We start from the raw sequence: 22,564 nt of genomic DNA on the forward strand, positions 1-22,564 counted from the left end.
AGGTCGCGTATCAAGGCCTACTTCGTCCGGTGCATGGTGATGAACCGGGCGTACCGTTCGGTGAATGTGCTGGTGGTGCCTTCCCGGCCAGCCAGGGCGGCCAGGTCGCCCATGATGCGGACGACCTCTGCGTAAGGGCGGGTCCCCCGTCCGGCGAGCAGCTCTGTTGCGCGCTTCCAAGCGGCCTCGGGATCGTGCCGGAGGTCGACCAGTCGCCGGTCCTGGGCCTGGCGTTCCTCTCGAGCCGCTCGTTCCCGCTCCTCGGCCTCCCGCCGTTCCTCGTCGGCGATCCGCAGCGCCGTCTGGGCGGTGGCTGCGGCAAGGATTTCAGAGCCTGTTCGGCGTGCCGGGGCACGGTAGGGAGTCGGCTGGGCGTCCAGGAATCGGCGGCGTAGCCCGGAAAGCATGTGGGCATCGCCGTCGTGGAGCAGGTGGGCGAGGACGGTGTCCTTTTCGCCGACGTCGAGGGTGGCGATCCAGGCGCGGTAGGTGGGGAGCGAGGGTCCTGGTTCGGGCTGCGGTGAGCACCTTGCTGCGGCCGCGACGAGGTCTTGGTCGATGCGCAGGAACGTGGCCAGGTCGGCGAGAGGCTCGGGCAGGTCGGCCAGGCCCGGCGGCACCGGGGGCTCGACGTCGTCACCGTCGAGTTCGCCGTGTTGTAGGCACAGCAGCCAGGCGAGGTAGAGGAGGCGCATGTCGCCCTCGGCGACCTGCTGACGGGCGCGGGCGATGGAGGGCAGCCACTGCTGGTCCCTGTCCCCGTCGTCCTCGGGATCGAAGAGGTCGATGAAGTCCTCCACCGCGTCCTCGGGATCGGACTGCAGGGTGATCAGGACATGGTCGCCGCTCTCGCGGCTGGTCGCCGAGTCGCCGGTGCAGTAGGGCTCGGTGGCCCCGGCTGGCAGGGCGGTGGTGGGCCAGCGCAGGATCACCTGCCGGGTGCCCCAGTTCGCGAAGTAGAGGTGGGCGTCGTAGTGCGTCTCCACCAGTGCCTGCGGGTCACCCCGGAAGTCACCCCAGCCGTAGGTGTTCACGAAGCGGTGCCGGGTGAGGCGGGCGCGCGTCGTCAGCGCGCGGATCTCCGCGAGCTGACTGTCGGTCAGCGGCGCCTCCACCAGGAACTGGTAGTGCTGGTACTCCGACATGCTCCTTGACCCCTCGATCGCTTCCGCTCCGGCCAAGTCGTAGCAGAGACGCAGGTCCGGCGGCGGGGCAATGCGCGGTTCTGGCGGACGGTGGGCACGCCGAACTCCGGCCAGGGTGGGGTGACTCACACGTGATCCCCCTCGGAAAGACGTCGCGTGAGCGCTGCCGCTGGAACCAGCCGGTCGGCAATTGCAGTGGCTGCTGATGCACTGGCTCGCAAGTGTCAGCGAGTCGGCTCCTGACGACCAACCTCTTGGACGCATATGACGGCCCTTCGGCGAGCGTCTAGCCCCTGCTCAGCCTTCCCCTCGGGGTACGAGGCTCAGGTGGGCTTGTGGGCTGGGCGGGGCTTCGGGCTGCGGGGCGCGGGCCCAGCCGTGGGCGTGCATGGTCTCGGTTTCCCAGTCCTCGAAGAGCTTCGGCAGTGCCTTCGGATCGCGGTCCGGGTCGCGGTGCCACTGGAGGAAGGCGCGGGCGGCTGGACGGCGGGTGTCGCAGGCCGGGCAGAGTTCCATCCAGACGCCGGTGATCAGCGGGCCGTGCCAGTGCAGCAGGAGTTCGCCTTCGCAGCGGGAGCAGGGCCGGGCCGGCTGTTCGTCTTCGTCCCGGTCGGGATACAGCCGGGCGAGTTCTTCGTCGCTGACGTGGTCGAGGCTGCCGTTGAGGTTACCGACGCGACCGAAAGAGCCGTCGGGGCGCACCACCTAGCGCCAGGTGTACGACATATACTGACGTCAGCTCTTGGGGTGAACTGTTGCGAAGTCCCTGATAAGTGGGGGTGGGTGGCTGTATCCGTGGTGTGTGAGATATGCGGATGGGGGCGGACTGACTCCTACGGGACGTCGGCGTCGGGAGTCGGTACGGCTGCAGGCGGCTGAACTGTTCGAGCAGGAGATCAATCTGTCGGAGGTCGCACGGCGGCTGCGGGTGAGCGTGAAGTCGGCTTATCAATGGCATCAGTTGTGGCGGGACGGTGGTGTCGAGGCTCTGGCTTCCCGCGGTCCGAGCGGGTCGCGGTGCCGTTTGTCCCCGCGGTGTCTGGAGAAGCTGGCCGTGTATCTGGAGCAGGGTCCGGCTGCGCATGGCTGGGTGGAGGACCAGGTGTGGACGCGTCGAGGGTGGCCACGCTGATCGGCCGGAAGTTCCACGTTTCGTACAGCGTCTCGGGCGCCACCCGGTTGATGCACCGGCTCGGTTTCAGCCCGCAGGTCCCCGCCCGGCGGGTCGCCGAGCGCGACGAGAGGGCCGTGAGCGTGTGGCGGGAGGTGACCTGGGCGGAGGTAAAAGGGCCCGGGCGGCCTGCGGGGGCTACGTCTGCTTTGAGGACGAAGCCGGGTTCACCCGCAGGCCGCCCCGTGGACGGACCTGGGGCCGACGAGGCCGCACCCCGGTCGTGACCGTCAGCGGACGACGCTCGGGACGGCTGTCGGTGGCCGGCCTGATCGCAATGCGGCCAGGCTCCCGGACCCGGCTGTGCCACCGCCTGCGCACCCACCCCGCCGGCAAAGGCGCACGTCGCAGCATGGGCGAGCGGGACTTCCTCGCGCTGGTCGACGGAGTCCACCAGCTCGTCCGGGCACCGATCGTGCTGGTCTGGGACCGCCTGAACACCCACGTCTCCCGCAGGATGCGAGAACTCGTGGCCGAGCGTGAGTGGCTGACCGTGTTCCTGCTGCCCGCCTACTCACCCGACCTGAACCCCGTCGAAGGTATGTGGGCCCACGTCAAGCGCAGCCTCACCAACCTCGCCGTCATGGCCCTTGACCAGCTCGAAGCCCTCGTCCGCAACCGCCTCAAACGCCTGCAATACCGTCCCCATACCCTCGACGGCTTCATAGCCGGCACCGGCCTGACCCTCGAGACACCAGCCTCACCCTAATGGGACTCGACGGGCCGTGAGGGAGACTACGGTCCGTAGCCGCCAGCAGGTGAGCACTATTCTCACCGGAGCCGTTTGAGCTCTGTTGTCAGACCGTGCCCCTGCTGGTCGGCCGGGAGGCCTGACTTCTGATGGGATGGCGTGCCCGCCGGGTGGTTGGGCGTGAGCACTGGATCCATTAGGGCGCGAGCCGTGCCTTCCGCGGGCTGCGCATCATGACTGGACGAGGGCGAAGGGGCGGGTGCTGGTGTTGTTCATCGGTGACGACTGGGCCGAGGATCACCACGATGTCGAGGTGCAGGACGAGAAGGGCCGCAAGCTCGCAACCGCCCGCCTGCCGGAGGGAGTTGAGGGCATAGCGAAACTGCACGCCATCGTGGCCCGGCACGGCGGCGAGGACCTCGAACCCGGGCAGATGGTGGTCGGGATCGAGACCGACCGCGGACCGTGGGTGCAGGCGCTGATCGCGGCCGGCTACCTGGTCTACGCGGTCAACCCCAGGCAGGCGGCCCGGTTCAAGGAGCGGTACGCAACCTCCGGGGCGAAGAGCGACCGCGGTGACGCGCACGCGCTGGCGGACATGGTCCGCATCGACCGCGACCAGCTGCGGCCGATCGCAGGCGACAGCGGCCAGGCCCAGGCCGTTCGCGACAAGCCGAAGTCAGTAAGCCCCCCTTTCGGGGTGGAGCGTGATGCGGAGGCCCACGATCCGCCCGCTTGCTGATCAGCGTCAAGGGGTCTGCAGGCAACCGATCGCCGCTCGCCGGGGCGCGGCATGCGGGCCGAGAGCGGCCGGGGCTGAGGTGGCGTTTGTGGACCGGGCCGGCGGTCAGGACGGAACGGTGTAGGAGTAGAGCCGGTCGATTTCAGTGAACCCGGCGCGCTCGTAGAGGCGGTTGGCGGCGGAACGGTCCCGCTCGTGGCCGGGGGGCGCGTCGTCATCGACGTACAGGATCGCTTCCGCGCCGAGGCCGGTCAGTGCGTCGAGAGCGGAGCCCAGCATGGCCCGGCCGAGACCGCGTCCCCGCGCGTCGGCGGCCACCTCGATCCACCACAAGACGCCGACCCCCTGGAAAGGGAGACCGATCACCGCCTCGGCGACAGTGCTGCCGTCGTGGCGGGCCTCCAGTCGCCGCCCGCTCCTGTCGCTGGGGTCGTGGCCGATGTGAACGTGTGGCAGGCGCGGCAGTGTGGGGGCGGGCAGATCAGCGCGCATGTACCGCCAGAGTCGCTTACCGGTGAAACCGGCTTGTTCCAGCGCCCGGACCGTGGCGGCGCGGTGGCCGACCGGGAGAGCCTCCAGGCCGAGTGACAGGGCCGAAGCGAACTGGAACGCCTCGACCCGCCGGGCAGAAAGCACGGTGACCGCGTGGCGGATCAACGCATCGGCCATCGACTCATCCTCGCGGCAGTGGAGCCACAGGAGCTGTCCCGTGTCGTCCCTTGCGCGGGGCGCGTACGAGACGACGCCCACGACAGCCCCGGCCCGATCTGGAATCAACAGCGGGCATTGCGCCTGCCCGCCTCCCGGCCGGCTGCCGGACGGGAAGGGAAATACCAGATCGCTTCCCACGTTCACTGAGGATCTCTGTGACGGCTTCGGCGCCCAGCTATATCCCGGCAGCATCGCCACGGACCGCACATCGCAGTCTTGGTCCGGGCCTCCCCACGCCCATCGGATAGAGGCGACGGGAGAGGAGAGTCCATCGGCTACGGCGCTCTCCAGCACTGCAAAGCGGCCCATCCACCAGATTCGGCAGGCCGCTGACGACTCACGGGACGTCAACCACTGGTTCAGTTTCCTTGCACCCATTCCGTCTTCGCTTGCGGGCACGAACCGTCTGGTGGTGTCGGTCCGCCCCTACGTTGTCGAGGCTGCTTCCGGCCTCACCCCCAACCCGGGATCCGCCTGCCTCCAGCTTCAACCGGTCACTGCGATGACCAGCGGCGGGCTCCTCCTCCCGCGAGATCCATCAGCGCCTCGTGGCGCACAGCCGAGCTCGTCGAGGCAGAGAAGTTCGACTCGGCCGTAGCAGGCGATGGTCTTGGTCAGCTGCTACTCGTCAGCTGCCGCAGAGCGGATGATCAGAGAGGCCTACTACTACAGCTGGCGCAGCCAGCACGGCCTTCCCCTACCCCCCGCACCAGGCCTCGCTCCGTTGGCCCATAAGCCACAGCGCTGACCGGTCAACGGTCAGCCACAGACCGTCGCCACAACTTAGTTTCCATGCCGGTGACTGTGCACGCCGCCACCGAACAACATTCCGTGCCACTCAGGCAGGTGCACGCGAAGACGGAGGCCGCATCCGGCAGCGGCGGTACTGCGAGATGGAGGGCGCCGAAGTCCCGTTCGAGGCAGTGGCCCGCGGGTACGAGGCGCCGGACGACCGGATGGTCGTGCTCACCGACGAGGACCTGGCCGACCTCCCGGTGCCCGCCGCCAAGAGCATTGAAGTCTGGGCTTCGCCCCCGGCGACGCCGTCGACCCGGTGGCCCTGGACCGCCCCTGCTACCTCGGAGCCACCGGCCAACCTGCGCCCCCTGCCCGCCCGTGACCGCAAGGTCAGGATGCTCCCGCGCCCCGCCGCCAGGACGCCGAGTCGCCCGGTGTAATGCTGCCAGTGCGGAACCGAGGATCCCGGCGGGCGCGGCTCAGACGGCCCTGAAACACGCTCCACACTGACAGCTAGCATTTTCGGTTCTCTCGCCTCGTGGTGATCCCATCGCTGATGGAGACGACGATACCGAGGGTGCCGAGGCCCACCCCGGCGTAGCCGACGAGTGCTCCACGGGCTTCGTTCTTCTTCTCCTCGTCGTAGCTGAAGGATTTGCCGCCAGCCTCATGCACCACTGGCCGGGTCTCATCGGGCTGCCGTCGCACTCGACGGCGTTGCCGTTCATGAGAGCCTCGGCGTTGATGAAAAACATGGTCCGACGATGGACAGAGCCCAGCCCAGGCCCCTGAGCCATGGCCGGCCGTGAGCTGCGCGTTTTGGCAGTTCCTTTCCGTCCCGATGCCAGAAGGCGATGCCCGCGCGTGAGGGCTCAGGTCATGTTGAGGTACGGCAGGGGGCCGGCCGGCTGGGCGGTCACCCGGCGGATGACCGCGATCGCGAGGATCGCGCACAGGATGTTGAGGCTCTCGTCGACCGGGTTACGGTAGTTCGTCTGGTCAAGGACCAAGAGGTGGAAGGCGACCGAGAGCGGGCCGTTGAGGAGCCAGACGGACCACCAGGCGTTGATCAGACGGGCGTCGCGGGGCGGGCCCGCCGGCCCGGTGGATGTCGAGGGTGATGCGGCGCGGCAGCCACCACATGGCGAGCGGGATGATCCAGGCGCCGACGGCGAAGCCCCGGGTGTACTTGTGGCTGCCTGGGGCGAGGACCTCGGCGTTGCGGCGGACGCGGTGGAACCAGACGAGAAACGAGATCCAGCACGACACCTGGAGCACGGCCGGAAGCGGGACCATGTCCTCGGCCAGCCAGGGCGAGTCTTTGCCGCCGGTCGCGATGATGTAGACGTCGGTGATGGCAGAGGTGGCGATCAGCGACTGGACGACGAGCGCCGGTCCGTTCGGCTTGCGGAATCTGTAGCGGGGCGCCCGCCCAGCGGCCGGTCCGACCGGCACGTTGTACGAGTCCATGAATGTCCCCCCGGGATACGGTGACGCCGCCTTGGTTCGTCACGGCGGCAGTAATGGCCGGCATAGGAGGTGCGTTCCGACGGGGCGTCCAAAGGGGTGACGCCCCTTTGGACACGACCCGGCCGGACCCGCGACGGAAAGTGCCAGACACGCCCTAGGTGTATTGCCCTGTGAGGTTGGGGACGCGGCTGGCGGGGGGTTGGCCCTTCAGCGCGGTGTGTCCGCGGTGGTGATTGTAGGTGTGCAGCCACTCGGGGAAGACGTCGCGTCGTTCCTGCTCGGAGCGGTAGGGGCGGGCGTAGGCCCATTCGTCGAGCAGGGTCCGGTTCAGGCGTTCGACCTTGCCGTTCGTCTGGGGCCGGTAGGGGCGGGTGCGCTTGTGGGTGATCCCGGCCTCGGCGAGGACGTTGCGCCAGTCTCGTGAGCGGTAGCAGTAGCCGTTGTCGGTCAGGACCCGCTCCACGGTGATTCCGGCTTGGGTGAAGAACGCGTGGGCACGGGTCCAGAAGGCTGTGGCGGTCTCCTTCCTCTCGTCGGTGAGGATCTCGCTGTCGGCCAGGCGGGAGTGGTCGTCGACGGCCGTGTGGATATAGCTGTAGCCGGCCCCGCGCCGTTTGCTGCGGCCTTCTTGTCTGCCGAGAACCTTGTGGCCGCCGCCGTTGGGGATGTTGCCGAGTTTCTTGATGTCGACGTGGACCAGTTCGCCGGGCCGCTCGCGTTCGTAGCGGCGTATGACGCGGCCGGTGGCCCGGTCCAGGTGGGTGAGGCGGGCCAGGCCGTAGCGGGTCAGGACGCGGTGCACGGTCGAGGGCACCAGGTGCAGCAGGCCTGCGATGCGGGCCGGTCCCCAGCGGCGCAGGATGCGGACCTTGATGATCCGCCGTTCGGTGCGGGTCGGGGTGCGGCGCGGGCTCGTGTGCGGGCGGGAGGACAGATCCCTCATGCCGGCCTCGCCGTGTGTGCGGTAGCGGTCGGCCCAGCGCTGGGCCGTGGTGGGCGAGACCTGGAAGCGTTCGGCGGCCCGGCGCAGGGGCCAGCCGTCCTCGACCACGCAACGGGCAAGACGCAGCCGTCCGGTCTCGGTCAGGGGTGCATTACGGTGGGGCACGAGGGCCTTTCTGTAGGTGTAGACGTCGCAATCCACACCGAACCGGAAGGCCCTCACCCATTTCAAGATCCCTCAGCCGAGACATGGCTCACCCGTCCACAACCTCCCGGGGCAGAACACCTAGGCTTCCGGGGCGCTCTGGCCTTCGCTTGGTCACCGCGTTCCGTGACGCCGTAGGCCCGTCGTCACAACTACGGCTGCGGTGGCGTGTTCTGCGCGTCGGCGACGGCGCGCTGGGCGCGGAAGTTCTCCCGGTAGGCGTCGTGCACAGAGGCGGTGTGGTGTTCAGGGTCGGTGGAGTCGTCCCACTTCAGGAGGGCTTCATCGTTGCCGATCAGGCCCGACTTGGTGAAGGGGTGGCTGCCGGTGAAGACGATCTTCTGGTTGTTCCTGCCCTTGTAGGTGCCCTCGACGAGCAAATACTTGGTGTGGGTGGCGGTGTGCGTGCCGCCTGCGGCGTCGTCCAGCTTGTGCAGGTCGATACCGCCGTAGCGGGTGGGCTTGTTGAGGATCTGCTCGACCGTGGTCCCCGACGCGTCGAGGTCGCGGTACACGATGTCCACGTAGCAGCCCGCGTCGTCCAGGTCCCACAGTTTCTGTGCGACTTCGGGACGGGTGATCCCGTGCATCGCGACGCGGATCACCGTGCGGCCGTCGGTGGTGCCGTAGCCGGCGTCGTTGCCGTAGCAGGCCGGCTTCCCGTCTACCGGGTCGTCCACCGTGCTGAGGATGTTGACGATGACGTCAGTGGTCGCCCGGGGGAAGAAGTAGGCTTTGGCCCGGCCCGCCTGGGTGTCCATCAGTACGTCGGAAACTTGCTTGGAAGGGTCCGCCTGGGCCTCGGCCTGACGTTTGAAGTAGGCGGCGTAGGCGCCGTACAGGGCCTGGTTGTCGGCCACCGTCAGGGCGTCGTTCCAGGACTTCTTCCGGTCCCAGGTGGTCATGTTCGCGGAGGACTGCACGACCACGTTGTCCACCGGCACGGTGGCGGTGGCGCTGCCCTTGGTCCGGGAGAACAGGTAGAACTTATTGTGGTTGACGCTGGGCCAGCCGTCCGCCGGGGTCGGGTCCTTCGCCAGGCACGCCTGCTTGTCGGCGCACAGCCGCACCCAGGAGTCACCCGAGCCGGCTGGCTTCTTCGCGAGCCCGGCGGCGAGCAGGTCGTACATCGGACCGCCCTCCCAGTGCCTGCGGGTCTCGCTGTCAAGGATCACCTGAACGTTCACCCCGCGCAGGTGCGCCGCGTTCAGCCGCTCCACCACCCATTTGGAACCGAACACGTACGTGGAGATCATGATGTCGGACCCGGGAACCGCGCCGTCGATGAGCCGGGCGAGGTGCGTGGGTATCGCGTCGGTCCGTGCGGGGTCGGGGCTGGTGGGATCGTTGAACAGGGCGCCGGTCGTCACCGCAGGGGCGGGCGTGCCGCCGTCCGCGAGCGCGGGCGCCGGGGCTGTGGCGCCGAGGAGGGCGAGGGTGGCTGCTGTCGTGGTCGCCATCCGGGCGAATTTGATCTTGGTCATGAACGGTGACCCTACCCAGGCACGGCTCATGGACCGCCACCGACCCTGAGAAGCCCCAGTGGTGTACGAGGCGCTGAGCAAGCCAAGCCACCGCCTCCGCAATCCTGGCCGGCCAATTGGCAAACTGTGGGTAACCGGCTTGCTAATTCAACGGAGCACAGCCACGGGCTGAACGCTATGCAGACTGGCCCACCGTGACCCAGGCCAACCGGGCCGACTCGGTCGTCATCCAGGTCGAGGCTCTCTTCTGGGGGGGCGGGTGGGTGACAAGACGTATGAGTCCCTCACCGACACCCCGTGCGAGGGCTGCAGGCGCTGCACGACTGGGTGGCCTCCTACTGATCTTTTCGTAAGTTCGGTGGGTGTGGTGGCCGTGTGGGTGGGAGGCTGTCGGGGTGGCATATCAACCTTCCCCTTCGGTTGCGGGCTCCTCCCTTCCTGCTCTGTCGCGGCCTCAGTTGGCGGAGGCGCGTCGTGTTCGGGCAGTCGAGTTGTTCGAGGGCGGCGTCTCGAACGCGGAGATCGCGAGGGCGGTGGGGGTGTGTGCCGAGAGTGTGCGGCGTTGGCGGCGGGTGTGGGAGCAAGGCGGTGCTTCGGCCTTGCTGTCAATGGCCTTGAAGTGCGGCTCTGATCAACATTTCGGGGAGGCGTGACTGACCGTCACCTCGATCTTTGACTGGGTATGCGATGTGATCAGGTACTCGTCAAGCTCTTCCCGCGGCTGTCCGGCGTCGTCATCGAGGATGTCGTCGATGTGGGGACGGGTGTGGAAATCGTGGCTCATGCCAGCGGAGGCTCTGCTGTCTGTCCTGACTGCGGCACGGGCTCGGCCCGAGTGCACGACCGGTACGAGAGGCGGATAGCGGACGCGGCGGTGGGCGGCCGGCCGGTGGCGATACGCCTGACGGTCCGTCGCTTCCGATGCGACATGGCCCCGTGCGGCCGCCGAAGTTTCGCGGAGCAGGTCGACGGTCTGACCTTCCGGTACGGACGTCGCAGTGTTCTGCAGCGGGCGATGTTGGAGGCGATCGCTCGCTTCCTCGCCGGGCGGGCCGGCGCCCGCCTCACCCGGATGCTGTGTGTCTCGGTGAGCCCGAATACCCTGCTCAACCTCTTACGGTCCTTGCCCGCCGAGGCGCCGGAGAAGAGCCCGCGGGTCCTGGGCGTCGACGACTTCGCGCTCAAACGCGGTCACGTCTACGGCACTGTCCTGATCGACATCGAGACCGGCCGCCCGGTCGACGTGCTGCCCGATCGGACTGCGGAAACCTTCGCCACCTGGCTCGAGCAGCACCCCGGCGCGGAGATCGTGTGCCGTGACCGGGCCAGCGCGTATGCCGAGGCGGTCCGCACCGCCGCCCCTGACGCCCAGCAGATCGCAGACCGCTTTCACTTGTGGAAGAACCTCTGCGAGGCCGTCGAGAAGTGCGTCGTCGCCCACCGCTCCTGTCTGCTCGCGCCCGCCGAAGAAGACGACCAGGTCGTCGAGTCCCCTGCAGGGTCACCGCTGCTGGAGGGCAAGCGCGCGGCGAACATCCGGCGTAACCATGCGGCCGTGCACGAGATGTACGACAAGGGCGTCACCATCCAGGTGATCTCCGCGAAGCTGCGGATGGACCGCAAGACGGTCCGTAAGTACGCGCACGCGGTCACCGTGGATGAACTGCTCGTGCCGCCACAGCAGAGTTTGCGCATGCTCCAGCCCTGGGCCGAGTACCTCAACATGCGCTGGAGCGAGGGCTGCACCGACAGCGGACGCCTGTTCAGGGAGATCCAGCAGCGCGGCTACAAGGGAAGCAGCCGCAGCGTCCGCCGCTGGCTCCAGCCGCTGCGGGACCAGGCTGCCCCGGCGCCCAAGAGGTCGGAGGCGCCCACCGTCCGCCAGGTCACCGGCTGGCTCACCCGCCACCCCGACACCCTCACCTCCGGCCAGCAACTCCACCTCAAGCGCATCCTGAACCGTTGCCCCGAACTGGCCACCGTCCACGAACGCGTACGGGACTTCGCCAAGATGATGAAGAACCTTGAGGGCCACCGTCTGCCTGCCTGGATCGAGACCACGGAAACCGTCGCCCTCGCACCGCTGAAGAACTTCGCGAGCAACCTTCGCAAGGACTTCGACGCCGTCACCGCCGGGCTGACCCTGCCCTACTCCAGCGGCATGGTCGAGGGTCACGTTAACCGGGTCAAATTCCTCAAACGGCAAGGATTTGGCCGTGCGAACTTCGATCTCCTCCGCCGCCGGATCCTTCTCACCCCATGACCACGGTCACGCTCCGCGACGCCTCCCCGAAATGTTGATCAGAGCCGTATGTCGTGGCCACGGTCACCTTGCGGCGACGGGCAGCCACCGGACGCCCACCCAAGCTGGACGACACCCAGGTCGAGAAGGTCCGGGCCGCGTTGGAGCAAGGTGCCCAGGCGCATGGTTTCGAGGCCGACCTGTGGACCCTGGAACGAGTCGGCGCGGTCGTCACCCGGGCAACGGGGGTGGTTCTGTCGAGGGCATCGGTGTGGCGGCTGCTGACCGGCCGGCTCGGATGGAGCCTGCAACGGCCCGAGCGGCGGGCGGTCGAGCGGGACGAGTCGGAGATCGCCCGCTGGATCGCGCACGAGTGGCCGCGCATCACAAAGGGGCCGTGAACACACATGCCTGGATCGTCTTCCTCGACGAATCAGGCGTCTCCCTACTCCCTCAGATCCGCCGAACCTACTCGCCCCGAGGGCGGACTCCGCTCCTGCGGCACCGCCTGAACTGGAAGCGCGCGTCGATGGCCGGGGCTTTGGGCTACCACTCCACCGACCCCGATCGCGGGGCCCGCCTGTGTTTCCACCTCAAGCCCGGCAGCTACGACACCGCCGCCCTCATCGAGGTCCTGGAGCAGATGAAGGTGTTCTACCGCGGGGAGCGGGTGGTGCTGGTCTGGGACGGCCTGTCCGCCCACTGGAGCCGGGCCATGCGGGCTTGGGTCGCCGAACAGGACTGGCTCACCCTGGAACGATTACCCGCCTACGCTCCCGAGTTGAACCCGGTGGAGCTGCTGTGGTCCTCGCTCAAGAAGCGTGAACTCGCCAACCTCGCCGGCGACCACCTCGCCGATGTCGCCGACGCCACCGAGCGAGGCATCCACCGCATCAACGCCAACCCCCGACTGCCATGGTCATTCCTCGCCCATACCGGCCTGACCATCCGCCCACCACACCCACCGAACTTACGAAAAGATCAGTAACTGGCTGCCAATTTCTAATGCCTGAAAAATGGTTGCAGGGCACCCGGACGCTACAGGCGTCGTAAAGCTGAGCGAGGAGGCGAACGCGGCGACGAGACGGTGCGGCACGCTGCGCTGAACGAGGCAGCCCACAGATACGGAGCCCTCATGGCAGGCTCAGCCCATGCCTGCCAGCCCATCGCTCCCTGCTCCTCCGCCTCGGCGGCCAGGGCGCTGGGGTCGGCGTCTGAACAGGGACGGCACCTCGCTGAGGCTGAGGCGGGCGGTGAAGGTGGGGTGCATCGCCGCCTCGTGGGGTTGGTCGGCGTCACGGAGCCAACCGTGCCCGGTGGCCGACGCTCTGGGTGAGCGAGAGCGAGTACCCGTTCAGCGGCGTGCTGATGCGGCTGGTAGGGGTCCTGATGCCCGGTGCCTTCGGCAAGCAGTCGCAACAGCACATGCAGGACTTCAAGTCGTTCGCCGAGATGGGAAAGGACGTCCGCGAAGCGAGAGACTGATCTGCTTGCCGACGGCGGTCGTCGACAACATTGCGACCAGTGGCTCGCGCCGCCTAGCCACACGAGTACGGCTCTGACTTGCGTCGAGACGTTGTGAGGGCGATCCGGATGACCGGCCGGGAGGAGGCGCGCGCCCGGGGCCCGGAGGGGGAGGTACAGGGTCAGGCAGTCGCATCGGCGGGGGCCGTGGCTGGGGGTCGGACCCGGGTCAGTTCTTCCGCACGTTTGCGCAACAGCGGAGCCAGCTCGGTGTACCAACCGCGGCCGACCGCCTGGAGCATCTCTGCAAGGGCGATTTGCTCGCCGATCTCGCCGGCGGGGGTGTCGAGGACGTGGGCGAACTCGGCGCGGATGCGGTCGGCGACGGCGGGGACGCGGAGGCTGTTGACGTAGAGCATGGCGGGGTCGTATCCGATGGGGACGGCGCCCCAGCGTTCCCAGTCCAGAATGACGAGGGGGTGATGCGTGAGGTTGGCCCACTGGAGATCGGCGTGGCCGGTGACGCGTTCGGTGATGGCTGGCGCGGGGATGCCGAGGAACTCGGGGAACACCCGGTCCGCCCAGGACTGCCGGATGGTTTCGCGGGGCGGCTCGGCGGTGCTGAGGGCGTCCAGGCTCTCCCGCAGCGTCTCCCACCAGGAATCCGGCAGGCCCGGGTCCTCGGTGAGGTCGGGGGTTTCCGGGGAGATGACGGGCTGGGCGATGTAGTCGATCAGCTCGGCCTCGAAGACGTACTCCCCGTCCTCCCAGCGGAACAGCTCGTGGAGGTGGGGGCGGGACACCTTGTCCGACACCCGTTCTTCAGCGAGCGCGATGCCCTCGTTCTGGGCGGCAGGGGTCTTGGCGGCCTCGCCGCAGTGGACGCGGAGCCAGTTGCCGCCGTCGGTGCGGCTGCCAATGGTGCGGCCCAGCCATCCCCAGGCCGGTGTTCCGGTCGTCGTGGTGGAGAGCCTGGCGGCTGCGTGCGCCAGGGCACCCTCCATGCGCACCCTGGTGGTCTCATCCTTGGGCGAGTACATCGGTAACCTTCCTGAGCTGGCCCGGGTCGAGCGGGGAGGCGATGGCGTCCTTGGCGGCGTTCCAGTGCTGTGCAGTGCTAGCGGACAGGAGTACCACGTCCAAGCTCGGGCACGATGCCGCAGCGAGGAGGCACGCGGCGGCCGGCGAGGCCCCACGGCGAATGAACTCGGCGAGTTCGGGTGTGGCGAGGGTGGCCAGCTCGCCACCGTGCAGGGGCGACGAGCCGAAGGTGAGCAGGCCCGCCGCACGAGCCTGAACCAGGGGGCCCCGACCGTCGAGGGCGAGAGTGATCGGCCGAGCCATGACGAGGCTGACCGGCTGCTGGACGGCCCGGAGATGATGTTCACCCGTTCCGGAGGCTTCCTTCGCCAGGCCCAAGAGTTCGGGGGCGGTGAAGGCCCCGTGCTGGAATCCCGACCAGGTGGCCACGCCGTATCCGCCGATCCTGCCCGCCGTGGCGAACTCTTCCAGGACGGCGAACACGTCACGCAGCCGCTCGTGCAGGTCTGCGCGGTCGTGGTGGGAGTGCTCGGGATTGTGGACGAACACGATGTCGGCCCGGCCGAGTACGGCCAGGGAGCGTTCCGTCTGCCAGCGGGTGAAGGCAGGGTGGAGGCTGTGGCCAGCGGCCACCTGCTGGGGGGTGAGGAGCCCGGCTTGTGTCGCTGCTTCTCCCTCCGCCCTGGTGAAGAAACCCGTCTTCGTCGCGACCATGGCGCGCGGGTGGTCGGAGATGACAGGGCCGAGCAGCCGGTGGGCGTCCGCATAGTTGGGGGCGCTATCGATCCACACCAACCCGTCGGTACACGCGGTGCGCGCAGCCTGCTCAACGGCGCGCACCCGGTACGTCCCCAGTCCGAGGGAAGCGGTCACCTGGAGCCCCCGACGACAGCGACGGCCTGACCCATGACCAAGGCAGTGATGACTTCTGCCGCCTGCCCGATGCTGAGGCCGGATTCGACTGCCAGCGCTCCGAGCGTGATCGGCATCCCGTCGGCCAGGAGGCGGAGCGCCGGGGCGACGGGTAGGGCGAAGGTCCATTCGTTCCCGGCGCCGGACAACGTCACCGCGTCGTCGTCCTGGTCGATGCGCGCGCGGGGAGCGGTGAGCTGGACAGTGATCCCCGGCTGGGGCGGAACGGCGGTGAGGTGCGGCAGGGACAAGCGCGGAAGCCCCGGGTGGGTGGTGTCCAGCGACCTCTCCCAGCGATCGAGAACCCTCGGGTCCCCCAGGGCAGCCAGTACCTCCTTCCGTACGGCGTCCAGGTAGTCCGCCCGTTCCTCGGAGGTGCCGAAGCGGGGGACGTCGGCGCGGACGGTCGTGCTGGCCCGTAGGTCGTCGCACAGCCAGCCGAGGAATTCAGCCCCGGTCTGTGTGGCGAGTCCGAAGGTGAGGTGAAGCGAGGCGCTGCCCTGGTCGGCGCTCACGGCGTGCCACCAGCCGCGCGGCAGATAGAGCATGTCACCGGTCGTCAGAACGATGTCCGCGATCGGCTCACCTGTCGGGGCCTCGGGAGCTTCGACGTCACGCCAGGCAGGGGTCTGACGGGTGGGCCCGTAGATCTTCCAGCGCTTTGAGCCTTCGAGCTGGAGCACCACCACATCGTGGTCGTCCCAGTGGGTGCCGAACCCTTCCTCGGCGGTCCACGAGGCGTAGGCGTTGACCTGGACGGGGGTGCGAAAGAACCGTTCGAGGCCGGCGGCGGCTTCCCGGACGGGCGGGTGGATCTGGTCGATCGCGTCGATGACGAGTGAGGCGCCTTCGGCGAGCCGGGCGTGGAACTCGGCAGGTTGGGGCTGGTACCAGGACACCCCGCGACGGTTCGTGCGGAGGATGGAGTAGGCCGTGGCGGGGACGGCTTCACCAGAGCGGGAGAGCCGCATGCGGGGCGGTTCGAGCCGGTGCGCGGCGGTGATCTCGTTGAGGTCGTGCCAGGTCAGCGGCGACGGGCTGGTGTTGCCGTTGGAGCGGATCACTTTGTGGGCGCGGAAACACGTCTGGGCGAGGAACGTGTCCCCGCCCAGACGCTGCGCCCACGATGCGGAATCAATCACCGTGGGTCTCCTCGGTCGATCAGGTGTCGTTCATGTCCGACTTGCCGCCGGTGTTGTCCGAGGCTTCCTCGGCACGCGAGCGGGCCACAGTGATGCGGCGGACACCGATCAGCAGACCGCTGTTCTGCTCGGTGGGAGCGTTCTCGTTCATCACGTACTCCTTCCTGACCTTGACGGGTCCCGCCGGGGTCCCGGCGGGAGATCTTGCGGATGGTGCATCCGCCCCGGGACGTGCTCAGACAGTGCGAGGCGGAGATCTGTGGGTCAGCGGCCGGGGTCCCCCGCCAGGGCCAGGGCGACCACCAGGACGCTGACGGCGGCGACGTAGACGAGGACGGCGAGTTGTTGGCGCCAGCCCCACGGAGCGCGCTCGTTCAGCTGCGCTCCAGCCTGGATGGGTCCTCGACGACCCACTCCACCCCACCGCCCTCGGGCCGGGCGAAAACCGCGTTCTGGATGACCACCCGGGTCTTCGGGTCCTCGAACTCGCCAATGAACTGCACGATGCCGGTACGGCGTTTGAGCGGATCGTGGATGCGGGTGCCTTCACTGACCCAGCCCGGAATGTTCTGGCGCTGGCGAAGGCGTCTCTTGGGGGACACGGCACCTCTCCTCGGTCTGGGCGAGCACTGCACCCCGGGGATGCAGCGGGCCGCAGGTGCGACGTGGGGTCGGACCTTCGGCCCGCCGCGAGGGGGAGGCCGCCTTTCCGGGCGGCTGTGACCAGTCAACTGCCGTCGGCTTTTGGACGGATGGGCCAGAAGGCATAGCCATTGCGGGGACATGGCCAGGTTTTATGGCCAGGCTGGGATCCGGGCTCCGTGACGGCCGAGGGATGGCGATGATGACCACGAACGAGGACGACGGCGTGGAACCGATCGGGCCGCTGCTGCGGCGCCTGCGGATGGCCGGCGGGCGTACACAGGAGGAACTGGCGGCTGATCTCTCCGCGCGACGGGGGTACCCGCTGGAGCAGGGTGCGGTGTCGCGGTGGGAGACCCACGAGCGTCTTCCGGACCCGGCTTCGCGGGCGCTGCTGTCTGCGGAGTTCGGCGTGCCGAAGGAGGAGTTGCGACGGGCCGTTACCCTCGCGCGGCGACTTCGCCGTCAGGAGCAGAAGGACCAGACCGACCAGGAGAACGATGTGTTCGACCGCCGCGGATTCATGACGGCTTCGACCGCTGCTGGGATCGCCCTCATTCAGCCTTCATCGCTGCTCTCGTCGGGGCGGAGGATCGGGGCTGACGTCCCACGGCAGTTGAGCCAGCGCACCGCTCGGCTCCGGCGCTTGGACGACTTTGTGGGCGGCGGAGACACCTACCGGATGTACGTCCGGGAGCTGGAGGGCACGACCCGTCTGGCGGACGAAGGGGTCTACAGCGAGGCGACAGGCCGGGGCCTGCGCGGAATCATCGCCGAACAGGCTCAGCTTGCGGGCTGGGCGGCGTACGACGCGGGGAACTACGAGGGGGCCCGCGGGCACTACATGACGGCGTTAGCCGCGTCGCGGGCCGCAGAGAACACCGCGCTGGAAGGCAACTCGCTGGCGTTCATGGCGTATCTGGAGTGGACGGTGGGCGGTGGCTCCGGGATCAGATTCGCCACGGCCGCGTACGAGGCACTCGGCTCGGGGACGGCGCCCGTGGTACGGGCGCTGCTGGCGGATCGGCTGGCGTGGCAGCACGCGACCTCTGGGAACGGCCCAGAGGCGGACTATGCACTGGGTGTTGCCGCAGAGGCCATCCACGAACACGGTGATGAGCCAGGCCCTGACTGGGCGTACTGGGTGGACGCCGACGAGATCGCGATCATGACGGGACGCTGCTGGGCGGAGCTGCACCGACCGTTACGGGCCATCCCGGCGTTGGAGGACGCTTTGGCCCGGTACGACGACACCCGGGCCCGGGACAAGGCCCTGTACCTGTCATGGCTGGCGTCGGCGTACCTGGACGCAGGAGAGATCGAGCACTCGACCGCGATCACGGCCCGGGTGTTCGACCTCTCCGAGGGACTCGCGTCGATCAGACCGATGGCACGAGCCCGGGTGATGGTCAAGCGGCTGGAGCCCCACCGGTCTCTCGCCCCGGTCGGTGCGCTGCTGGAGCGTGCGAAGGGCTAGCGGGTGGCCCGGGTGATCCAGTCCAGGTACTCGGCGCGGCCAGCGTCGATGGTGAATGCGATGACTTCCGGCGAGTCGTAGGGGTGGTTGTCCACCAGATGCTTCTCCAGGGCCTCCCTTCGGTCGTCAGTCGTACGGAACGTCACCTGATACTCCGCCCCCTCGGAGACATCACCGAGGTGCCGGTACGTCGTCTCGATGGGTCCGGTCACCTGCCCGGAGGCGGCCAGGCTCGCCTCGACCGCCGAGCGCGCCAGCTTCCGCGCGGCGTCGTGAGTGTCCACGGTCGTGATCACGATCAAGAAGTCAGCCATGGCGGCAACGTACCTGCCCCCCGAACGCAAGGAGGGTTGTTTCTGCATCCAGGCCGACGACGGCCCTGGGCCTAACCATGATGTGAACATCAGGGCGTGGCCCCGTAGAGAAGGGTGGGTGCAGGATGCCGGTGTGGGTGACACCAGTGTTGGGCTTGGTTGGCGCGTTCGTCGGGCCTCGTTGGCTCCTTGGACGACGGCTCATCTCGCGTGGCGGAGGGCTCGCCGCGACTCGCCCGGCCTGAGGTCGTGGTGACCGGCGCCTTCACCGTGCGGATGTCGCGGGTCTCACCAACCAGGCCGATCACCGTGCGGTCGGCCTCGCGGTCCTGGACGCTGCGAGGGACGCCGGTAACCGTTGGATCTTCGGAGGCCGTCTGGTCATCCGCGCGCCCCGGGGCGCCCGACAGGCAGGAGCAGCACCACCGTGGGCAGGACTGAGTACTACCACGACCCTAAGGCCCCCAAGGCCAACACCCTGATCCCCGCGAGCAACATGCTCGTCGTCAACGACGACGGTGCCATTCTGCTCCAGCGTCGACGCGACACCGGCCAGTGGGCTTTGCCCGGCGGCGCCCAGGACATAGGAGAGAGCCCCGCACAATGCGCTGTCCGCGAGTGCGAGGAGGACATCGTCGCGGAGGTCACCGGCTTCCTCGGCGTCTACTCCAACCCGGAGCACATCATCGAGTACACCGACGGCGAGATCCGGCAGCAGTACGAGGCGGTGTACATCGGCCGTCCCGTCGGCGGGAAGCCCACAGTCAACGAGGAAGCGGACGGCATCCGCTGGGTCCACCCGGAGGACTTCGGGCGAGCTGGACATCCACCCGAGCATGCACGAACAGATCGGCCACTACCTGGCCGGCGATTATCCCCACCTGGGATAGACCCCTCAGAGCACGACGCCCGCCTCGACCGCGGCCGCCCTTACGCGCTCCACGCTGCCGTGGATCGCAGGGGCGGCCCGGCGGATGAACCGCCCGACGACACTGTCCTCCCCATAGCGGCCGAGGATCTCGCCCACCCGCTCCTGGGACGTCGTACGCCCGCCGCTAGGCGTCGTGGTCATGTCGCAGTACACCAGCGCGTAACCTCCCGGTGACCAGTCCCGTGAGTAGTCCTGGTGGGCTTCGCGGGCCGAACGCACCTGGACCTGTCCCCAGCCCGCCAGGCCGGCCCGGCTGCAACAGCCCGGTGCCACACGGCAGAGGAAGCGCCGGGGCCCGGCATGTTGTCCCAGCCGGACCCCCGGGATGGTGCAGCTGCCCTCCCTGCTGGCAGGAAGGGACGGCCGGGCCCTCGCGAGATCACCGTCCCGGGGACCGGGGCACGTCTGAGGCCTGTCGTCTGGATCATGCAGGGCTTGCAGGGGCCGCTCGCTTCGAGCCACTGGTCAGCGGTGGTTTCGTGCCCCAGCGGCCAGGGTCACCGAGCCGGCCACCGCGAGGACCGCCCCTGCCGCCAGTACCCCGCGGCGCGAGCGCCAGGAGAGGACCGACCAGCAGGACCGGGCCGAGAGCAGCGAACCGGCGCTCGCCCAGGAGCCCACCGAGCCGATGGAGAGCGCGGAGCCCACGGAGCCGACCGAGAGGAACGAGCCGACGGAGCCGACCGAGAGCGTCGAACCGACCGATCCGACGGACAGGAACGAGTCGCGCGACCAGACGGACAGGCACGAACCGGACGAAGCGCGGCGAGGGGTCATACGGCGATCGTAGGACGGCACCTCGCCCGCCGTCCGCCGTCGCCCGGGCCCGGGCCCCTTGGCCCCCGACCCCGGCCCCCGGCAGAGCCGGTGTGTCAGACCCCTGTGGCACGGTGATTCCCAGGGCGGGAGAGCCGTCCTCGACGGACCCCGGAGAAGACCCCGGAGAACGCAGGGAGCAGCACGTGAACGACGCCGCCGGCGCCCCCGCCGCCCGCCGCCGAGCGGCGCGCGCACGGCCCTCGGACCTCGCCCTGATCACGGCCTGGTGGCAGGGGCTCGGCGGTGACGGGTTCCTCGTGCTCCCGCCGCCGAACCGGGGCCGCTACACCCAGTCCGACGGTCACGAGGACGCCGCCGAGGTCCTCGCGGAGCGGGGGCTCACCGGCCCCGTCTCCTTCGCCTACTGGCACTGGCAGTCCCACGGGCGGGCCTTCGGCCGCTCCAGCGCCCTGAAGGGCGAACTGCTGTTGCACTGGGGCGGCGACCACACCACCGTCGCCGCCGGGCTCGGTGAGGGGCCGGCCGGTTTCCGCGTCGTCGACGGCGGCCCCCAGGGCGCCTTCCGGCTGGACCGGATCACCGACCGGGACGAGGCGGGACTGCCCGATCCCGCTGACCCTGACGGCGTACGGCAGTTCCTCGACGCGCTCGACGAGCCGGTAGACCGCAGTGCTTCCCCGCTCCGGTACCGGCCCCTGTCCCCGGTCGAGGCCGCCTGGCTCCACGAACGGCTGGACGACCCCCAGGACCTCGCCGCCGCGACCCGGTTCGCGGTCTCGCTGGAGCGCAGGGACGGGCTCACGCCCGACGAGACGGAGCGGCTGCTGCCCGCCTGGCGTGCGGAGTACGAGGAGCGGCTCACGGCGTGGGGCGCCTGGGCGGAGCTGCTCCACGCGCTGCTGCGCACCGGCCACGCGGAGGCGTGGGAGACGGTCGACGCCCTCCGCGTCATCGACTCCAGGGTGGCAGCCGTCGTGTCCCGGGTGCCGTCGGAGCGGGGCCTGGCCGTCGTGCGGGAGGCCGCCCTCGCGGGCTTTCGCGCCCCGGTCCACGCCTGGCTCGCGCTGCACCGGTCGCTCCACGAGCCCGACGCGGTACGGGCCGCGGCGGCCCTCGCGGCGGAACTGGCCGCGCACGACGTGCCGGAGACGTCGATGCACGGGCTGTACGGCGCGCTGATCGAGGCCGTCACCGCCGACTGGCGCCGGGAGACGGGGGCGAGCTACCACGCCGGCCGGTCGTACGCAGATCTCGCGACGGTCCGCTTCGCCACCGACGACCGACTGCCGCGGGCCCTGCGCGTCCTCGCCGCGGACGCGGCCCGCGACCGGGTGGAGCACGTACGGGAGGAGGCGCTCCGGCCCGGCCAGACCGACCTGGACGGCGTCGGCACCGTCGGCGTACTGGCCGCCGTGGACCGTTACGAGGCCGTCAGGGACGGGCTCCTGTCCGCCGTCGGCCCCGAACTCACCGGCTCCGAGACCAAGCTCGCCGACGTGTGGCACCGGTACCGGACGCTCACCGACGTCGACGTGCGCTGGCTGCGGGACCGGGTGGCCGACCCGACGACCGGCCTGCAGGGGCTCGGGTTCTGCCTCGAACTCCTCGTCGCCCACGGTCTGGCCACCGCGTCCGACGTCGAGGCCCTGCTGCCGCGCCGGCTGAAGGACCTCACCAAGAAGTACCGGACGACGTACACCGAATGGCGCCACCCGCTCGTCACCCTGACCTGTCTCGCCCTCGACCTGGACCACCCGGCCGCGGGGAAACTGGTCTCCTGGTGGAACGCGGCCCGGCCGCTGTGGAAGGACGAACTGCGGCTCCTCACCCACCTCGGCGCCCCCGACGAGGCCAAGGCCGCCGAACTGTGGGACTTCGTCACCTCGCCCGCCCACGACGTGGGCCAGCTGATGACCTGGGTGCTGGTCCGGGCCCGCCTCGACGGGGAGCACCCGCTGCTCGTCGCCGACCGGCTGATCGGCAACCCGGACATCCGCGAGTACGTGCTGCGCAGGGTGCTGATCGGCGTGGCGGACCCCGAACAGCCGCTGTGGCACTACGCCGTCGACCCGAGAAGCGTGTGCTGGTGGCGGCGCGCCCAGGAGGTCGCCGAGCACCCCGGCCTCTCCCCTGAGGCCCGTGCCGTCGGCCTGAGCGTCGCCCGCGAGCACTACCTCATCCGCTACCCGGGCCAGGTGAGCCCCGCACCGACGGAGGCGGACCGCGCGAAGGCCGTGGCCTGGCTCGCCCAGCAGGACACCCCCAAGCCCTAGTAGGGCTTGGTCAGGTTGGTTGTGGTTGAGCGTTTCCTTCTGGCCCG

General features: G+C 69.1%; 25 protein-coding genes and 5 pseudogenes. 11 read left to right on the forward strand and 19 right to left on the reverse strand.

Annotated elements, in window-relative coordinates:
* Positions 1-17 precede the first annotated feature (17 nt).
* A complete protein-coding gene (locus AS594_RS37100; protein WP_069931053.1) occupies positions 18-1,145 on the reverse strand; it encodes a hypothetical protein in 1,128 nt (375 codons plus the stop codon).
* 297 nt (positions 1,146-1,442) lie between these two features.
* Positions 1,443-1,850 carry a DUF6300 family protein gene (locus tag AS594_RS37105; RefSeq protein WP_069931054.1) on the reverse strand — a complete coding sequence of 136 codons (408 nt, stop codon included), beginning with the start codon at positions 1,848-1,850 and terminating at the stop codon, positions 1,443-1,445.
* Between the two features lie 97 nt (positions 1,851-1,947).
* Between AS594_RS37105 and AS594_RS48190 the strand changes: the two are divergent.
* Positions 1,948-3,025 (forward strand): annotated as a pseudogene (locus AS594_RS48190) (IS630 family transposase).
* Between the two features lie 247 nt (positions 3,026-3,272).
* Positions 3,273-3,674 (forward strand): annotated as a pseudogene (locus tag AS594_RS37120) (IS110 family transposase); the annotation flags it as partial.
* A 180-nt stretch (positions 3,675-3,854) separates the two neighbouring features.
* On the opposite strand, the gene AS594_RS37125 reads toward AS594_RS37120, so the two are convergent.
* A complete protein-coding gene (locus tag AS594_RS37125) occupies positions 3,855-4,418 on the reverse strand; it encodes a GNAT family N-acetyltransferase (RefSeq protein ID WP_070343817.1) in 564 nt (187 codons plus the stop codon).
* Between the two features lie 773 nt (positions 4,419-5,191).
* Between AS594_RS37125 and AS594_RS47700 the strand changes: the two genes are divergently transcribed.
* Positions 5,192-5,638: a Ku protein gene (locus tag AS594_RS47700; protein ID WP_338120236.1), complete on the forward strand. Its 447-nt coding sequence runs from the start codon at positions 5,192-5,194 to the stop codon at positions 5,636-5,638.
* A gap of 73 nt (positions 5,639-5,711) precedes the next feature.
* Here AS594_RS47700 and AS594_RS46880 read toward each other — a convergent pair whose 3' ends face one another.
* The 5 genes from AS594_RS46880 to AS594_RS37150 form a co-directional block, all read right to left on the reverse strand.
* On the reverse strand, positions 5,712-5,876 hold the full coding sequence (locus tag AS594_RS46880) for a hypothetical protein (RefSeq protein ID WP_240509343.1): 165 nt from the start codon (positions 5,874-5,876) through the stop codon (positions 5,712-5,714).
* 194 nt (positions 5,877-6,070) lie between these two features.
* A complete protein-coding gene (locus tag AS594_RS45120) occupies positions 6,071-6,208 on the reverse strand; it encodes a hypothetical protein (protein ID WP_167368142.1) in 138 nt (45 codons plus the stop codon).
* Positions 6,198-6,668 carry a DUF4328 domain-containing protein gene (locus tag AS594_RS37140; RefSeq protein WP_069931060.1) on the reverse strand — a complete coding sequence of 157 codons (471 nt, stop codon included), beginning with the start codon at positions 6,666-6,668 and terminating at the stop codon, positions 6,198-6,200. The genes AS594_RS45120 and AS594_RS37140 overlap by 11 nt, the downstream gene beginning before the upstream one ends.
* 154 nt (positions 6,669-6,822) lie before the next feature.
* Positions 6,823-7,776 carry an IS481 family transposase gene (locus tag AS594_RS37145; RefSeq protein ID WP_069936308.1) on the reverse strand — a complete coding sequence of 318 codons (954 nt, stop codon included), beginning with the start codon at positions 7,774-7,776 and terminating at the stop codon, positions 6,823-6,825.
* A gap of 191 nt (positions 7,777-7,967) precedes the next feature.
* On the reverse strand, positions 7,968-9,299 hold the full coding sequence (locus tag AS594_RS37150) for a phospholipase D-like domain-containing protein (RefSeq protein WP_069934049.1): 1,332 nt from the start codon (positions 9,297-9,299) through the stop codon (positions 7,968-7,970).
* A 395-nt stretch (positions 9,300-9,694) separates the two neighbouring features.
* On the opposite strand from AS594_RS37150, the gene AS594_RS48195 reads away from it, so the two are divergent.
* Positions 9,695-9,952, forward strand: coding sequence for a helix-turn-helix domain-containing protein (locus AS594_RS48195; RefSeq protein ID WP_176741129.1), 258 nt, complete (start codon positions 9,695-9,697; stop codon positions 9,950-9,952).
* Here AS594_RS48195 and AS594_RS46885 read toward each other — a convergent pair.
* Positions 9,931-10,083 carry a hypothetical protein gene (locus AS594_RS46885; RefSeq protein WP_240509413.1) on the reverse strand — a complete coding sequence of 51 codons (153 nt, stop codon included), beginning with the start codon at positions 10,081-10,083 and terminating at the stop codon, positions 9,931-9,933. The two genes, AS594_RS48195 and AS594_RS46885, sit on opposite strands and share 22 nt — an antisense overlap.
* On the opposite strand from AS594_RS46885, the gene AS594_RS37155 reads away from it, so the two are divergent.
* The 3 genes from AS594_RS37155 to AS594_RS37165 are packed head-to-tail and all read left to right on the forward strand — an operon-like array spanning position 10,075 to position 12,529.
* Positions 10,075-11,562, forward strand: a complete 1,488-nt coding sequence (locus AS594_RS37155) for an ISL3 family transposase (RefSeq protein ID WP_240509406.1) — start codon at positions 10,075-10,077, stop codon at positions 11,560-11,562. The two genes, AS594_RS46885 and AS594_RS37155, sit on opposite strands and share 9 nt — an antisense overlap.
* Positions 11,563-11,615: 53 nt before the next feature.
* Positions 11,616-11,942 carry a winged helix-turn-helix domain-containing protein gene (locus AS594_RS37160; RefSeq protein ID WP_107358150.1) on the forward strand — a complete coding sequence of 109 codons (327 nt, stop codon included), beginning with the start codon at positions 11,616-11,618 and terminating at the stop codon, positions 11,940-11,942.
* Positions 11,939-12,529 carry a transposase gene (locus tag AS594_RS37165; protein WP_069931063.1) on the forward strand — a complete coding sequence of 197 codons (591 nt, stop codon included), beginning with the start codon at positions 11,939-11,941 and terminating at the stop codon, positions 12,527-12,529. Before AS594_RS37160 ends, AS594_RS37165 begins: the two co-directional genes overlap by 4 nt.
* Here the strand turns inward: AS594_RS37165 and AS594_RS46890 are convergent.
* Positions 12,512-12,865: pseudogene (locus tag AS594_RS46890) on the reverse strand (SPDY domain-containing protein); the annotation flags it as partial. The gene AS594_RS37165 and the pseudogene AS594_RS46890 overlap by 18 nt on opposite strands.
* A gap of 8 nt (positions 12,866-12,873) precedes the next feature.
* Between AS594_RS46890 and AS594_RS44160 the strand changes: the two are divergent.
* Entirely contained in the window at positions 12,874-13,026 is a 153-nt protein-coding gene (locus AS594_RS44160; protein WP_206281767.1) for a hypothetical protein, read from the forward strand.
* 161 nt (positions 13,027-13,187) lie between these two features.
* On the opposite strand, the gene AS594_RS37170 is transcribed toward AS594_RS44160, so the two are convergent.
* The 6 genes from AS594_RS37170 to AS594_RS37185 all read right to left on the reverse strand — a co-directional run bounded on the left by AS594_RS37170 (position 13,188) and on the right by AS594_RS37185 (position 16,702).
* Complete coding sequence (locus tag AS594_RS37170; protein ID WP_069931064.1) at positions 13,188-14,045, reverse strand: hypothetical protein; 858 nt, start codon at positions 14,043-14,045, stop codon at positions 13,188-13,190.
* The gene (locus AS594_RS37175; protein ID WP_069931065.1) at positions 14,026-14,919 is read right to left on the reverse strand and encodes an aldo/keto reductase; all 894 of its coding nucleotides are present in this window, start codon (positions 14,917-14,919) and stop codon (positions 14,026-14,028) included. The genes AS594_RS37170 and AS594_RS37175 overlap by 20 nt, the downstream gene beginning before the upstream one ends.
* Entirely contained in the window at positions 14,916-16,100 is a 1,185-nt protein-coding gene (locus AS594_RS37180) for a cupin domain-containing protein (protein ID WP_069931066.1), read from the reverse strand. Before AS594_RS37180 ends, AS594_RS37175 begins: the two co-directional genes overlap by 4 nt.
* 19 nt (positions 16,101-16,119) lie before the next feature.
* Positions 16,120-16,251, reverse strand: a complete 132-nt coding sequence (locus AS594_RS47390) for a hypothetical protein (protein ID WP_256097117.1) — start codon at positions 16,249-16,251, stop codon at positions 16,120-16,122.
* Between the two features lie 113 nt (positions 16,252-16,364).
* On the reverse strand, positions 16,365-16,514 hold the full coding sequence (locus tag AS594_RS45130) for a hypothetical protein (RefSeq protein ID WP_167368138.1): 150 nt from the start codon (positions 16,512-16,514) through the stop codon (positions 16,365-16,367).
* Positions 16,475-16,702, reverse strand: coding sequence for a hypothetical protein (locus AS594_RS37185; protein ID WP_069931067.1), 228 nt, complete (start codon positions 16,700-16,702; stop codon positions 16,475-16,477). The genes AS594_RS45130 and AS594_RS37185 overlap by 40 nt, the downstream gene beginning before the upstream one ends.
* Positions 16,703-16,944: 242 nt before the next feature.
* Here AS594_RS37185 and AS594_RS37190 point away from each other — a divergent pair, with 242 nt between their 5' ends.
* On the forward strand, positions 16,945-18,219 hold the full coding sequence (locus AS594_RS37190; RefSeq protein ID WP_141747239.1) for a helix-turn-helix domain-containing protein: 1,275 nt from the start codon (positions 16,945-16,947) through the stop codon (positions 18,217-18,219).
* Here the strand turns inward: AS594_RS37190 and cutA are convergent.
* Positions 18,216-18,533 (reverse strand): divalent-cation tolerance protein CutA, encoded by a 318-nt coding sequence (gene cutA, locus AS594_RS37195; protein ID WP_069931069.1) that lies wholly within the window; start codon positions 18,531-18,533, stop codon positions 18,216-18,218. The two genes, AS594_RS37190 and cutA, sit on opposite strands and share 4 nt — an antisense overlap.
* 427 nt (positions 18,534-18,960) lie before the next feature.
* On the opposite strand from cutA, the pseudogene AS594_RS47705 reads away from it, so the two are divergent.
* A pseudogene (locus tag AS594_RS47705) lies at positions 18,961-19,423 on the forward strand (NUDIX hydrolase).
* A 5-nt stretch (positions 19,424-19,428) separates the two neighbouring features.
* Here the strand turns inward: AS594_RS47705 and AS594_RS37200 are convergent.
* Both AS594_RS37200 and AS594_RS37205 read right to left on the reverse strand, forming a co-directional pair.
* A pseudogene (locus AS594_RS37200) lies at positions 19,429-19,623 on the reverse strand (metal-dependent phosphohydrolase); the annotation flags it as partial.
* Positions 19,624-19,929: 306 nt separating this feature from the next.
* The gene (locus tag AS594_RS37205; protein ID WP_069931071.1) at positions 19,930-20,241 is read right to left on the reverse strand and encodes a hypothetical protein; all 312 of its coding nucleotides are present in this window, start codon (positions 20,239-20,241) and stop codon (positions 19,930-19,932) included.
* A 185-nt stretch (positions 20,242-20,426) separates the two neighbouring features.
* On the opposite strand from AS594_RS37205, the gene AS594_RS37210 reads away from it, so the two are divergent.
* Complete coding sequence (locus tag AS594_RS37210; protein WP_107358152.1) at positions 20,427-22,517, forward strand: hypothetical protein; 2,091 nt, start codon at positions 20,427-20,429, stop codon at positions 22,515-22,517.
* Positions 22,518-22,564 lie beyond the last annotated feature (47 nt).

This window comes from Streptomyces agglomeratus (assembly GCF_001746415.1).
GTDB lineage: Bacteria > Actinomycetota > Actinomycetes > Streptomycetales > Streptomycetaceae > Streptomyces > Streptomyces agglomeratus.